At 59.0% G+C, this 12407-nt stretch carries 14 protein-coding genes; 8 read left to right on the top strand and 6 right to left on the bottom strand.

Translation table 11 applies throughout. The features are described from left to right. Positions 1-6 precede the first annotated feature (6 nt). Positions 7-384 (top strand): glutamine synthetase, encoded by a 378-nt coding sequence (locus tag ACIOMO_RS15435; RefSeq protein WP_401241797.1) that lies wholly within the window; start codon positions 7-9, stop codon positions 382-384. Here ACIOMO_RS15435 and ACIOMO_RS15430 read toward each other — a convergent pair. Next, on the bottom strand, positions 381-1583 hold the full coding sequence (locus ACIOMO_RS15430; RefSeq protein WP_401241794.1) for an N-acetylmuramoyl-L-alanine amidase: 1203 nt from the start codon (positions 1581-1583) through the stop codon (positions 381-383). The two genes, ACIOMO_RS15435 and ACIOMO_RS15430, sit on opposite strands and share 4 nt — an antisense overlap. A gap of 84 nt (positions 1584-1667) precedes the next feature. On the opposite strand from ACIOMO_RS15430, the gene folE2 reads away from it, so the two are divergent. Genes folE2 through ACIOMO_RS15400 form a run of 6 tightly spaced genes read left to right on the top strand, consistent with a single transcriptional unit; the run spans position 1668 to position 6874 of the window. After that, positions 1668-2564, top strand: a complete 897-nt coding sequence (gene folE2 / locus ACIOMO_RS15425; protein WP_401241792.1) for a GTP cyclohydrolase FolE2 — start codon at positions 1668-1670, stop codon at positions 2562-2564. Continuing rightward, positions 2561-3229 carry a metal ABC transporter ATP-binding protein gene (locus tag ACIOMO_RS15420; RefSeq protein WP_401241790.1) on the top strand — a complete coding sequence of 223 codons (669 nt, stop codon included), beginning with the start codon at positions 2561-2563 and terminating at the stop codon, positions 3227-3229. Before folE2 ends, ACIOMO_RS15420 begins: the two co-directional genes overlap by 4 nt. Then, positions 3229-4095 (top strand): metal ABC transporter permease, encoded by an 867-nt coding sequence (locus tag ACIOMO_RS15415; protein ID WP_159813217.1) that lies wholly within the window; start codon positions 3229-3231, stop codon positions 4093-4095. The genes ACIOMO_RS15420 and ACIOMO_RS15415 overlap by 1 nt, the downstream gene beginning before the upstream one ends. A gap of 11 nt (positions 4096-4106) precedes the next feature. Continuing rightward, positions 4107-4982: a metal ABC transporter substrate-binding protein gene (locus ACIOMO_RS15410; protein ID WP_401241786.1), complete on the top strand. Its 876-nt coding sequence runs from the start codon at positions 4107-4109 to the stop codon at positions 4980-4982. After that, a complete protein-coding gene (locus ACIOMO_RS15405) occupies positions 4979-5539 on the top strand; it encodes a carbonate dehydratase (protein ID WP_053125220.1) in 561 nt (186 codons plus the stop codon). Before ACIOMO_RS15410 ends, ACIOMO_RS15405 begins: the two co-directional genes overlap by 4 nt. Before the next feature lie 3 nt (positions 5540-5542). Next, positions 5543-6874, top strand: a complete 1332-nt coding sequence (locus ACIOMO_RS15400) for a dihydroorotase (RefSeq protein WP_401241783.1) — start codon at positions 5543-5545, stop codon at positions 6872-6874. A 113-nt stretch (positions 6875-6987) separates the two neighbouring features. On the opposite strand, the gene ACIOMO_RS15395 is transcribed toward ACIOMO_RS15400, so the two are convergent. Continuing rightward, entirely contained in the window at positions 6988-7506 is a 519-nt protein-coding gene (locus ACIOMO_RS15395; protein ID WP_401241780.1) for a DUF3617 domain-containing protein, read from the bottom strand. 131 nt (positions 7507-7637) lie between these two features. On the opposite strand from ACIOMO_RS15395, the gene cls reads away from it, so the two are divergent. Continuing rightward, complete coding sequence (gene cls, locus ACIOMO_RS15390; protein ID WP_053125224.1) at positions 7638-9077, top strand: cardiolipin synthase; 1440 nt, start codon at positions 7638-7640, stop codon at positions 9075-9077. Positions 9078-9108: 31 nt separating this feature from the next. Here cls and cfaB read toward each other — a convergent pair whose 3' ends face one another. The 4 genes from cfaB to ACIOMO_RS15370 all read right to left on the bottom strand — a co-directional run bounded on the left by cfaB (position 9109) and on the right by ACIOMO_RS15370 (position 12317). Beyond that, positions 9109-10296 carry a C17 cyclopropane fatty acid synthase CfaB gene (gene cfaB, locus ACIOMO_RS15385; protein ID WP_159813225.1) on the bottom strand — a complete coding sequence of 396 codons (1188 nt, stop codon included), beginning with the start codon at positions 10294-10296 and terminating at the stop codon, positions 9109-9111. An 85-nt stretch (positions 10297-10381) separates the two neighbouring features. Then, the gene (locus ACIOMO_RS15380) at positions 10382-11167 is read right to left on the bottom strand and encodes a putative DNA-binding domain-containing protein (RefSeq protein ID WP_401241777.1); all 786 of its coding nucleotides are present in this window, start codon (positions 11165-11167) and stop codon (positions 10382-10384) included. After that, on the bottom strand, positions 11158-12003 hold the full coding sequence (locus tag ACIOMO_RS15375) for a DUF692 domain-containing protein (RefSeq protein ID WP_401241774.1): 846 nt from the start codon (positions 12001-12003) through the stop codon (positions 11158-11160). Before ACIOMO_RS15375 ends, ACIOMO_RS15380 begins: the two co-directional genes overlap by 10 nt. 62 nt (positions 12004-12065) lie before the next feature. Beyond that, on the bottom strand, positions 12066-12317 hold the full coding sequence (locus ACIOMO_RS15370; RefSeq protein WP_053125233.1) for a hypothetical protein: 252 nt from the start codon (positions 12315-12317) through the stop codon (positions 12066-12068). Positions 12318-12407: the final 90 nt, after the last annotated feature.

Genomic DNA, 12407 nt, shown 5'->3' with positions numbered 1-12407 from the left:
TTGGTAATGAAAACTGCGCTGAAATGCTCGTTGTTGAGCCTTGGATTGCTGATTGCTGGCAATGCGTCGGCGCAGTTGCCGACGCTGGCCAGCTGCACACGTAGCGCTAATCTGCTGGCGTGCATCGATGCCGAGGGCAATGCGTATAGCGTCAACACTGTCGGCAATACGCTTTACCTGCGTGGATTTGAAAAAATTGGGCCGCGTTATTGGGCGCAAACCAACAGTCGCTTTGGCCAACTGACATTCTTCACCGGTGTCGCCTCTGATGGCGAAGCGTGGGTTGGCTACACCCGCCGCGTCGGCTGGACGACCATTAATCGCTTCTCCAGCTCGGGCGGCAGCAGTGCGAAATTTACTTGCAGCCGAATCCTCGGCTGCTAGACCGACGCTTTATGCTGCTCCTGTCGCCAGGCGAGATAGCTGTCCATCGGTGGATTTTTCTCGAAATAGCGCTGCAATCCCTCAAACAAACCATCCGCCACGGCCTGTTGATGCCGCGCCGTGACCAGTCGCTGACTGTCGCGAACATTGGAAATGAAGCCGGTTTCCACCAGAATCGACGGCACATCGGGCGACTTCAACACGGCAAATCCAGCCTGTTCCACGCGCTTCTGATGCAGCGTAGTGATACTGGCCAGACTGCCCAGCACGGTGTTGCCCAGTTGCAGACTGGCGGCGATCGTCGCGTTCATCGACATATCAAGAATCACCCCGGCGAGCATTGGATCTTTATCCTTGAGATTGAGAAGGCGGGTAGCGCCAAGTAGATCCGCGCCGTTCTCCCGCTGCGCCATAAAGCGCGCCGTCGCCGATGTCGCACCACCTTCAGACAAGCAATACACAGAGGCGCCGGAGGCTGTCAGCCGTGGCGCCGCATCGGCATGCACCGAGATAAACATGTCGGCTTTATGCTGACGGGCAATCTCCACGCGCTTACGTAAAGGCACGAAGAAGTCGTCATTGCGCACCAGTTTTACATCGAATCCTTTTTCCTTTTTCAGGCGTTTGCCGAGTAGCTGAGCAATGGAAAGCACCACATCTTTCTCCCGCTCACCTTTCGCGCCGACCGCACCGGGATCCTTTCCGCCATGCCCTGGATCGACGACTACGATGATGTCGCGCTTGGGGTGAGCGCCGATCTTGGGTGTTTCACGTGGAACCATTGTGGTCACTGGCGACGTTTTCGCAGTGACTAAATCCAGAACCAACCGATGACTTTGGCCATCCTGCGGCGCCAAAAGGAAGCTATTCAGCAGCACTGGATTGCTCAGATCGAGAACAATCCGAGTGTCTCCCTGACCAAAAGGCCCGGATCGAATCGACCGGATTACCGTGCCGTTCAGCGTCAACTGACTGAAATCCCCGCTCAGATTTGCGCCGGACACATCGATGATCAGCCGTTCCGGAGCACTGAGCGTGAAGGTCTTGTAGCGCACAGGCTCGCTCAAATCGAAGACCAATCGCAACTTCTCATCAGAACGCCACAGCCGCGCGCTGCGAATTTGCGCGGCCGAAACACTGAACGGAAGGGCGAAGGCAGCGCTCGCCAGAATCAAATTGAGCAGATGGCGTCTGTGCATATGAAAACCTGTTCATGAAAAAGGCATCGTGGATTGCATTGTTATAATGTAACATCCAATTCATTCAACACGATGGTTCCGAACATGAATTCGCTGACACTTCCGGATATCGCCGCGCAGTCCGCTCGCCAAGCCTTACCCCTCGAATGGGTGGGCATGCATGGCATCGCATTACCTGTTTTATTGGAAGGCCAACGCTTGAGTGCGAAGGCTGATGCGGGAGTGAGTCTGGATGACGGCGAGGCTCGCGGGATTCACATGTCACGCCTCTATCTGGCGCTGGAAGCCCTGGAACAGCAGAGCCTTTCCCCTGCTCTGCTGCACCAGGTGCTCAAACATTTTCTGGATAGCCACGAAGGTTTATCCAACTGTGCCTACTTGAATATCCACACCGATTTACTGCTGAAACGCCCTGCGTTGATTAGCCCATTGGCCGGTTGGAAATCCTATCCAGCGACCATTTCAGCCAGCCTGAAAAACAAGATGTTCCACGTGGAACTCAAAATAGAAGTGCCCTACTCCTCAACCTGCCCTTGTTCAGCGGCCCTGGCTCGGCAGTTAATCCAGCAACAATTCGTCGACGACTTCGCCAATAAAGCCCTTCAGCACGCAGACATTCTGGCCTGGCTCGGCTCGACCCAGGGCATCATCGCCACACCTCACAGCCAACGCAGCACCGCACAACTGCATGTGCACCTCGACGAATTCATCGATGAATTACCGCTGAGCGCGATCATCAACGACGCCGAAGCCGCCCTCGGCACCGCCGTACAAACCGCAGTTAAACGCGCCGACGAGCAAGCCTTCGCCCTCGCCAACGGGCAGAACCTGATGTTCTGCGAAGACGCCGCCCGCCGACTGAATCTCGCCCTTCGCCGTACACCCGGGGTTAACCAATTCCATTTGCGAGTGATCCACGCCGAAAGTCTGCACGCCCACGACGCCGTCGCCGAAAGCCACTGGCAGCGTGAGCAAGCATGATCCGTTGCCAATCCCTGAGCTGGGGCGCTCCCGGTCAACCGCTGACCACGCCCCTCAATCTAGAGCTGGAAAGCGGTAGCCTCACAGCAATCGTCGGTGCCAACGGCTGTGGCAAAAGCAGCCTTCTGAAAGTCATCGCCGGCCTGCAAAAACCTTTGGCAGGCAACGTCAGCCTGAGTGTTCCACGTCAAAGCGGCTTGTCGTTCCTGCCACAACAGCAGCACCTCGACCGCCAATTCCCCATCAGCCTCGAGGAACTGATCGCCGCCGGTTTCTGGGGACGCCGACTCTCAACCCAACTGCGCGCACAACGCCTGAAAGACGCACTGGAAAACTGGCACCTGAGCGGACTCGAACACCGCCCACTCATGGCCCTCTCCGGCGGCGAATTACAACGCGCCCTGCTCGCTCGTTTGAGCCTGACCGACGCCCCGGTTCTGCTCCTCGACGAACCCCACGCCGCCCTCGATGAACTCGGCCAACAATTGCTCTGGCAACACATCCACGCCTGGCATAACCAAGGTCGAACTATCGTCGTGGTCTGCCATGACCTCGCCGCCGTACGCCAACACATTCCGCACACCTTGCTGATCAAAAACCGTGAATGCGTATTCGGCGCCAGCGTCGAACTGATCCAGCAAACCCCTCACACGCAGGTGGCCTGATGCTCGCCGTCGCCCACTTATGGCAACCGTTCAACGAGTTCGTGTTCATGCGCCGCGCCCTGCTCGGCGGCCTGGTCTTGGCGTGCAGCACGGCACCACTCGGTGTGTTTTTGATCCTGCGAAGGATGAGCCTGATCGGTGACGCCGTCGCCCACGGCATCCTTCCCGGCGCGGCGCTGGGATTCTGGTTCGCCGGCCTGAGCCTTCCCGCACTCACACTCGGCGGCCTCGGCGCCGGTCTGAGCATGGCCGGACTCGCCGCATGGATCACCCGCCGCACCGGTCTGCGCGAAGACGCCAGCCTCGCCGCGATCTACCCGATCTCCCTCGCCAGCGGTGTGCTGATTCTCGGCATCGCCGGCAAACGCCTCGACCTGCTTCACCTGCTGTTCGGCTCAGCATTGGCCGTCGACGGCCCGACCCTAACCGGCATGTTGTGGGTCTCGGGATTCAGCCTGATCGCCATGGCGTTGATCTACAAACCGCTACTGCTCGACACCCTCGACCCACTGTTCCTGAGAACCGTCAGCCGCCTCGGCCCACTTGCCCACGGCGTGTTCCTGACGCTGGTGGTGCTCAATCTGGTGATCGGCTTCCAGGCCATCGGTGCGCTGATGGTCGTCGGGCTGATGATGCTCCCCGCCGCTGCTTCGCGATTCTGGAGCCGCCGCTTACCGATCCTGATCGCCATCGCCGCCGTCATCGGTTGCCTCTCGGTGTGGTTCGGTTTGCTTCTGTCGTTCTACTACTCGCTGCCAAGCGGCCCGGCCATCGTGCTGGTCGCCGGCGTCGGCTATCTGCTGTCGGTGGTGTTCGGGCCGGTTCACGGTCTGCTGCGCCGCCCGCCCTTGCTCACATCCCAATGAGGTGTTTCCCGATGCGCGCTCTACTCGTGTTGTTCAGCCTGCTGCTGTCGATGTCATTGTCGGCGGCAGAAAAATTACCGGTGGTGACCAGCTTCAGCATTCTCGGCGACATGGTGCATCAGGTCGGCGGCGAGCATATCCAGATCACCAACATGGTCGGCCCGGACGCCGACGCACACACTTACGAGCCGACGCCGGACGATGCCAAAGCGTTGCTCGGCGCCAAACTGATCATCAAGAACGGCCTCGGTTTCGAGCCGTGGCTGGATCGACTGGTGACCAGCACCGAGACCAAAGCTAGGGTCATCAGTGCCAGCCATGGCGTGATTCCACGCTCGCTGGATGAGGACGGCGAAACCGTTCCCGACCCGCACGCCTGGCACAATCTGGCGAACACCGAGTTGTACATTGCCAACATCACCAAGGCGCTGATCGCTGCCGACCCGGCGAACAAGGCCGACTACCAACGTAACAGCCAAGCCTATCTGAAGCAGATCTACGCGCTGCTCGCCGAAGCAAAAACCAAGCTTGGTTCGCTGCCGCCGGGCAATCGCAAGATCGTCACCAGCCACGATGCTTTCGGTTATCTCGGTCAGGCCTATGGCATCGACTTTATGGCGCCACAGGGTTTGTCCACCGAGCGTGAACCCTCGGCCGCCGAAGTCGCTGCGCTGATCACCCAGATTCGTCAGGCCAAGGTCAAAGCGGTGTTCATGGAAAACATCAAGGACGCTCGCTTGCTCAAGCAGATCGCTGATGAAAGCGGCGCGCACATTGGCGGCACGTTGTACTCCGACGCCCTCGCTGCCAGTGGCCCGGCCAGCACCTTCGCCGGCCTGTTCGAATACAACCTCAACACCCTTTACGACGCGCTGAGCAAACCATGATTCGCAAGAATCCTTCAGGCGATTTGCCGCAAATCGCCGAGTCGGCTTACGTCGATAAAACCGCGATCATCTGCGGCAAAGTGGTGATTGGCGAGAACGTGTTCGTCGGCCCCTACGCGGTGATCCGCGCCGACGAAGTGGACGCCTCAGGCGAGATGGAGCCGATCACCATCGGCGCCAATTCGAACATTCAGGACGGCGTGGTGATCCACTCAAAATCCGGTGCGGCGGTGACCATCGGCGAGTTCAGTTCCATCGCCCACCGCTCGATCGTGCATGGCCCATGCGTGGTCGGCGACCGCGTGTTCATCGGTTTCAACAGCGTGCTGTTCAACTGCATCGTCGGCAACGGTTGCGTGGTACGGCACAACTCGGTGGTCGATGGTCGCGATTTGCCGGACGCGTTCTACGTGCCCTCCACCACCCGCATCGGCCCGAACACCGACCTTTCGTTATTCCCGCCGGTGAGCGTCAGCGCTTCGGAGTTTTCCGAAGACGTGGCGCGCACCAATGTCGATCTGGTGCGCGGCTACAAAGCCTTGCAGAACGAGTTCTGAACCATGAGCAGCGTGCTGATTCGCAACGCCAGGCTGGTCAACGAAGGACGCGAGTTTGACGGCGATCTGTTGGTCAGCAACGGGCGCATCGTCAAAATTGCGCGAAGCATTGAAGGTGAAAACGCCACGGTAGAAATCGACGCCAACGGCCAATGGTTACTGCCGGGGATGATCGATGATCAGGTGCATTTCCGTGAACCGGGTGCGCCGGCCAAGGGCAGCATTCTCACCGAGTCGCGCGCGGCGGTCGCCGGTGGCATCACCAGCTTCATTGACATGCCCAACACCAACCCGGCCACCCTCACCCTCGAAGCACTGGCGGATAAAAAGCGTCGGGCGGCGATCAACTCGGTGGCCAATTACGGATTTCACTTTGGCGTGAGCCGGGACAATCTCGATACGGTGGCTGCGCTCAATCCGTGTGAAGTGGCCGGGGTGAAAGTGTTCATGGGCGCGTCGACCGGCAACATGCTGGTGGATGATCCGCAGATCCTTGAGCGACTGTTCGCCGAAGTGCCGACCATCCTGCTGGCGCATTGCGAACACACACCAAGCATCGACGCTAACGCGGCCAATCTGCGCGAGCTGTTCGGCGATCGTATTCCTTCCGCCGCTCACCCGCTCATTCGTAATGCCGAGGCGTGTCATCGATCCTCATCACTGGCGGTGGAGCTGGCGAAACGTCACGGCACACGCCTGCACGTTTTGCACCTGACCACCGCGCGAGAGTTGGCGTTGTTTGAGGACAAACCGTTGGCGCAGAAACGCATCACCGCTGAAGTGTGTCTGCATCATTTGTTGTTCGATGACCGCGACTATCCAAGGCTCGGCAACCTGATCAAGTGCAACCCGGCGATCAAAACCCAAGCGGATCGCGACGCACTGCGCGAAGCGTTGAACAGCAATCGGCTGGACGTTATTGGCAGCGATCATGCACCGCATACCTGGGAAGAAAAGCAGCGGCCTTACGCACAGGCGCCGTCCGGATTGCCACTGGTGCAGCATGCGTTGCCGGCGCTGATGGAGTTGGTGGCGGATGGGGTTTTGCCGGTCACGACGTTAGTGGCGAAGACCAGCCATCGCGTCGCGGATCTGTTTGCGATTCCGGATCGGGGTTATTTGCGTGAAGGGTATTGGGCGGATCTGGTGTTGGTTGAAGCGCAGAGGCTGGAGGTCGATCGGCAGCCGATTCTGTCGCAGTGCGGATGGACGCCGTTTGCCGGGCGCAGCTTTCGGCATCGGGTGAATGCGACGATTGTGTCGGGGCAGATTGCGTGGCGAGAGGGACGGGTGAATGAGGGGTGTCGCGGGCTAGCGCTACGATTCATGCGCTGATTCAAAAACCCTGTAGGAGCTGACGAGTGCAACGAGGCTGCGATCTTTTGATCTTGTTTTTGGCAATCAAGATCAAAAGATCGCAGCGTGCCGCAGCTCCTACAGGGATCGCATTAAGCGCGGGGTTTCACAGCGCCGCAATCCTGGCCCAGCCAGACCGCTCGGGTTTCCAGACTGCCCTTCTGGTTGATCCCGATCGCATTGAACGTGCCGTTCGCCACCGTGGTGAATTCACGATCACTGAGGAACGTCGCCACGCCGGTGCCCTGTGCTTTCGGGCAGCTGAAGCGGAATTTCCACTGGTTGCCGGTGCGATCGGTGATCTGCTGTCTGCAGCCCGACTGCGGGTCGGCCAATGGAATATCGTTGGTCGCCACCTGCTCTGGCGTCAGGCAGGCGCGGATGCCTTTGCCGCCGATATTGATGCCGTTTTTCTCCAGCGCCGCGCGCTGTTGCGGGGTCATCTGCCCTTGCAGTTGACCGAGGATCGATTGCACATCCATAGGCTGGTCATCGACCTTGACGTTGCTCGATGTCATTTCCCACAGACCCGGCTGCAGCATCTGCGCCTGAGCAACCACCGGCAAAGCCAAACCCAGACCCAGCGCCAAACCCAGCAGACGAACGTTCATCGAAAAACTCCTGATCAGTAGTGGCCGTTAGACGTCGGCCGATTGCTTCGGTTCATGCACCAATTAAATAGCGACAATCGCGACAGAACATGGTCTGTTAAGCATTGAATCTTCCGGAGCAAGGCTGCCCCATGGATTATTTTGGACCGCACATTTTCGGTTACCTGATCGCCCTGATACACACCCTCGGCTTGATCGCCGCCCTTCACGCGGTGCTCACCGTGCGCACGGCTCAAGGCTCGATCGCCTGGGCATTGTCGCTGATCTTTATTCCCTACCTCACGCTAATTCCGTACCTGGTGTTCGGCCGCAGCACGTTTGATGGTTACATCAAGGCACGGCGCCAAGCCAACGAACAAATGCGTCAGGCCATTTCCGAGCTGAACTGGCGCCCTTGGGTGGAAGAAGCCCTGACTGCGCGCGCCTCGAATGCCTACGCGTCACTGCGGGCGATGCCCAAGCTTGGGCGCATGCCGTGTCTGGCGAACAACGAAGTGCAGCTGCTGATCAACGGCACGGCGACATTCGAGTCGATTTTCCACGCCATCGAGCAGGCCAAGGAAGCGGTGCTGATCCAGTTTTTCATCATCCACGATGACCGCCTCGGCCAGCGCCTGCGTGATCTGCTGCTGAAGAAAGCTGCCGATGGCGTGACCATTCACCTGCTCTACGACCGCATCGGCAGCCATGCCCTGCCCCACAGTTATGTGCAGGCGCTGCGTGATGGCGGTGTCGAGGTCAAAGCTTTCGCCACGCGCAGCGGCTGGCTCAACCGCTTTCAGGTCAACTTCCGTAACCACCGCAAGATCGTCGTGGTCGATGGCGTGGTCGGTTTCGTCGGCGGGCACAACGTCGGCGATGAATACATGGGCGAAAAACCACCGCTGGCACCGTGGCGCGATACCCACGTCAAAGTGCGTGGTCCGGTGGTGGCGTGCATGCAGGAATCGTTTGCCGAAGACTGGTTCTGGGCCGCACGCACCCTGCCGCCGCTGATCCTGCCGGATGAATACCCCGAAGACGGCGTGCTCTGCCAATTGCTCGCCAGCGGCCCGGCCGATGCGTACGAAACCTGCTCGCTGTTCTTCGTCGAAGCGATCCACGCGGCGACAGAACGGGTGTGGATCACCAGCCCGTATTTCATCCCCGATGAAGCGGTTTTCGCCGCGTTAAGACTGGCGGTGTTGCGCGGTGTCGATGTGCGATTGCTACTGCCTTCGCGCCCCGACCACCGCATCGTCTACGCCGCTTCCAGCCTTTATGCATTCGAAGCGGTGCGCGCCGGCGTGCGGGTGTTCCGTTACCGTCCAGGGTTTCTGCATCAGAAAGTGGTGTTGATCGACAGCGAGATCAGCGCGATTGGCAGCGCCAATCTGGACAACCGTTCGTTCCGGCTGAATTTCGAAGTGATGTTGCTGACGGTCGACAGTGCGTTCGCCGCCGACGTGGAACAGATGCTCAACGACGACTTCGCGCAGTCTGATGAAGTCGCCAAAGAAGAAAGCCGGGAGATCCACCGCCTGCAACAACTCGGCATGCGGATCGCCCGGCTTATTTCACCGATTCTCTAAAGCCCCCTCTCCCTAAGGAGAGGAAAAGGGTTTAGGGGTTATAGATGTCGTCGCGTGTCCATGGCAGTTCATGGCTACCATCCGGATGCGCTTTCACCGCGAGAATCTGGTGCAGATTGATCCAGCCGCGCGCGAAGGCGTAAGCACAGCCGGCCAGGTACAAACGCCAGATGCGCAGCGCCTGATCCGGCACCAGTTTGCCCGCGGCTTCAAGGTTGTCCTCGAGCCGTTCGCTCCAGTGATCCAGTGTGCGCGCGTAGTGCAGGCGCAGGCTTTCGACGTCGACAATCTCCAGCCCCGCTTCGCTGATCTCCGCCGAGATCATCGACAGGTGCGGCAGCTCGCCGTTGGGGAATACGTATTTCTCGATAAAGTCGCCGGCGCCGCGTCCCACCGGACGGCCATCCGTATGCTTGGCGGTGATGCCGTGGTTCATCACCAGACCGCCCTCCTTCACCGCGCCGAACAGGGTTTTGCAGTACTCGGCGAGATTGGCGTGGCCGACATGCTCGAACATGCCGACGCTGACCACCTTATCGAAACGGCCATCCTGCGGCAGGTCGCGATAGTCGAGGAGTTGCAGTTCGACCTGGTCTTCGAGGCCCTCGGCTTTTACTCGCTCGCGCGCCAGTTCCAGTTGTTCTTTGCTCAAGGTGATGCCGAAGACTTTCGCACCGAATTCGCGTGCGGCAAAACGTGCCAGACCACCCCAACCGCAACCGACATCCAACAGGTATTCGCCCGGCTGCAAACGCAGCTTGCGGCATAAATGGCGGAATTTGGCTTGCTGCGCCTGCTCGAGGGTTTCGCTGCCCGTTTCGAAATACGCGCAGGAATACGCCATGTCGCTGTCCAGCCAGAGCTGGTAAAACGCGTTGGACAGGTCGTAGTGGTAGGAAATGGCTTTGGCGTCGGTTTCCTTGTCGTGCAAGGCGCGCACCGGCTGATTATCGTCATCGTCACCAAGCAATGCGTTGCTCAATTCGTCGCAAACCCGGATGACCTCGCTGATCGAGCCCTCCAGTTCGAGCTTGCCTTCAACGAATGCCGCTCCGAGCGCATCGAGGCTTGGATGAGTGAACTGGGTGACCATCTGCGGGTCCTTGACCACGATGGTGACGCTGGGCGCCGGCCCCAGATTGAACTCATGGCCGTCCCAGAGTCGCAGGCGAAGCGGAAGCTGCAGATTCTGTAAGGCCGGTGGAAGTTGCGCGAGCATGGAAAATCCCCCTTGTTTCAGACCGTCAGATCTGAGGGTAGACCATCCTGAAAAAATAGCAGGCTATCGATTTAATTAGCCAAAACTATCGTTGCAGACGCTCCAGCAAGCCATCCTGAACCCACTGTTTCAACCACGTAACAGCTTGCAGCGGCGCGCCCTCACCATAGATGACTGCTAACGCTTCGCACAGTTCGGAGAAACTCCAGCCTTCGTTTAACAACCCATTCAGCGCATTCGCTTCAGCGCTGTCCAGACTGCGATAGTTGCAGACCAACTCGTGACGCCAGATCACGCAGACCTGAGGTGTTTCGAGTGCCACGCTGTGCGGGAAATCCGCTTCATCCTTTACCGAGCGCCAAATCGCGACGCTGTTGAATTCACACGCCAGCCATTGCAGCGAAGGCGTCGGTTTGAACTGCAAGGTCGGCCACTCTTCCGGCGCCAGTGTCGCCATCGCATTGATCGTCAGCGGCGCGCCGGCCGGGGAATCGAATGCCAGGGTGAACGCCCATTCGAGTGCGGCCAGTTCCGCCAGCGGCGCGCTTTGCTCGGGCACCAGATGCTCGCGGATAAACGCTTCAAAACCTTTACCCAGCCAACGCAGACTGTAATGCGCCGACGGACATTGGCGGATATACGCGGTGGCGAGCAGATCGAATTCTTCATCGCCCATCCAATAATGAATGGCCGGGAAATCGTGGGTCAGCACTTCCAGCAAACGCGCCGCGTAAGCGTTGTGATAAATCGCCAGGCCAGTACCGACATCGAGCGTCGGCCCACCGATCAGGCTGTCGGCCAAGGCCTGATCGGCCGGCGCGGCATCCAGCAGAAACGCTTCGAACGCCAGTTGCCATTCCTTCAAGCGCATTGCTGTCTCCCGGCCAGAACCGCGTCACCCAACTCGCGGGCCTTGTGCAGCTCGGCGAGCAGCTCTTCGAACGGCGGGAAATGATCGTCGCGTTCCAGCAACGTCGCCACCGGGCCGATGTGTTCCAGCGTGCGTTTATACAGCGCCCAGACCGGATCGCTCACCGGATGGTCGTGGGTGTCGATGACGTAATCGCCGTAATCGTTGTGCCCGGCCAGATGCAGTTGACGTACTTTTTCTGCCGGCAAACCTTGAATGAACGCCCATGGATCGAAGCCGTGATTGCGTGAGCTGACGTAGACATTATTAACGTCGAGCAATAACTCGCAGCCGCTCTCCCGGCTCAGGGCCGCGAGAAATTCCCATTCGCTGAACTCGTCCGACGCGGCGCGCACATAGCTGGAGACGTTCTCCAGCACCAGCGGCCGCTGCAAGACATCTTGAACCTGCGCCACACGGCCGGCGATGTATTCAAGGCTTTCTGCGGTATAGGGCAGCGGCAACAAGTCGTGCAACTGATGGGCGTTGCCACGGCTCCAGCACAGGTGATCGGAGACCCATGCCGGTTTGACCCGCTCAGCCAGTTGCTTGAGTTTTTTTAGATAGTCCGGATCGAGGGCATGCGGCCCACCGATGGAGAGGGACACACCATGCATCACCAGTGGATAGCGCTCGGCGATGGCGTCCAGGTAGTACAGAGCCTTGCCGCCCTGCACCATGAAATTCTCGGAGACCACTTCAAACCAGTCGACGTCCGGCGACTGTTCGAGGATCTGCTGATAATAAGCGCTGCGTAAACCGAGGCCGTAACCCAGGAAAGGAAGCGAAGCGGACATGTCGGACTCCTGCTAAAAGTGGCCGCAGTGGCGTGAACCACTGCGGCGGCACTTGCGGTCAGTTATTCGCCGACCTTGCCACCTGCTTTTTCGCAAGCCGCTTGAGTCATGGCCTTGAAGCCCATGCCTTTGCAGGTGCCCAGACCTTTGCAGGCGTGATCTTTGGTCTTGCAGTCGTTCTGGCCTTTGCAGGCATTGACGCCGTAGCAGTGAACGTTGGCATCAGCAGCCGTAGCGGTAGTCGAAACACCGGCAAACATCGTAGCAGCGGCAAAAGCGAGAGCAGCACCAGCAGCAGCGGTCTTGATAGTCATTTTTGTTTTCCTCGGTCATCGTCAGGGATGTCGGCTGAACGGTTTGTTCAGTGCCGACATAGCACTAGAGAGAGCCACCCGGATGGCGTT

It is taken from the genome of Pseudomonas sp. NPDC087804 (assembly GCF_044742965.1).
In the GTDB taxonomy this organism is placed as follows: domain Bacteria; phylum Pseudomonadota; class Gammaproteobacteria; order Pseudomonadales; family Pseudomonadaceae; genus Aquipseudomonas; species Aquipseudomonas rustica.
Note: the sequence above shows the minus strand (reverse complement) of the source record. Positions and strands in the feature narration are given on the sequence as shown.

Coding starts and splice junctions, on each gene's coding strand:
- folE2 (WP_401241792.1), top strand. CDS start 1,668: ATGAATTCGCTGACACTTCCGGATATCGCCGCGCAGTCCGCTCGCCAA.
- ACIOMO_RS15415 (WP_159813217.1), top strand. CDS start 3,229: ATGCTCGCCGTCGCCCACTTATGGCAACCGTTCAACGAGTTCGTGTTC.
- ACIOMO_RS15420 (WP_401241790.1), top strand. CDS start 2,561: ATGATCCGTTGCCAATCCCTGAGCTGGGGCGCTCCCGGTCAACCGCTG.
- ACIOMO_RS15380 (WP_401241777.1), bottom strand. CDS start 11,167: ATGCGCTTGAAGGAATGGCAACTGGCGTTCGAAGCGTTTCTGCTGGAT.
- ACIOMO_RS15430 (WP_401241794.1), bottom strand. CDS start 1,583: ATGCACAGACGCCATCTGCTCAATTTGATTCTGGCGAGCGCTGCCTTC.
- ACIOMO_RS15395 (WP_401241780.1), bottom strand. CDS start 7,506: ATGAACGTTCGTCTGCTGGGTTTGGCGCTGGGTCTGGGTTTGGCTTTG.
- ACIOMO_RS15375 (WP_401241774.1), bottom strand. CDS start 12,003: ATGTCCGCTTCGCTTCCTTTCCTGGGTTACGGCCTCGGTTTACGCAGC.
- ACIOMO_RS15435 (WP_401241797.1), top strand. CDS start 7: ATGAAAACTGCGCTGAAATGCTCGTTGTTGAGCCTTGGATTGCTGATT.
- ACIOMO_RS15400 (WP_401241783.1), top strand. CDS start 5,543: ATGAGCAGCGTGCTGATTCGCAACGCCAGGCTGGTCAACGAAGGACGC.
- cls (WP_053125224.1), top strand. CDS start 7,638: ATGGATTATTTTGGACCGCACATTTTCGGTTACCTGATCGCCCTGATA.
- ACIOMO_RS15410 (WP_401241786.1), top strand. CDS start 4,107: ATGCGCGCTCTACTCGTGTTGTTCAGCCTGCTGCTGTCGATGTCATTG.
- ACIOMO_RS15405 (WP_053125220.1), top strand. CDS start 4,979: ATGATTCGCAAGAATCCTTCAGGCGATTTGCCGCAAATCGCCGAGTCG.
- cfaB (WP_159813225.1), bottom strand. CDS start 10,296: ATGCTCGCGCAACTTCCACCGGCCTTACAGAATCTGCAGCTTCCGCTT.
- ACIOMO_RS15370 (WP_053125233.1), bottom strand. CDS start 12,317: ATGACTATCAAGACCGCTGCTGCTGGTGCTGCTCTCGCTTTTGCCGCT.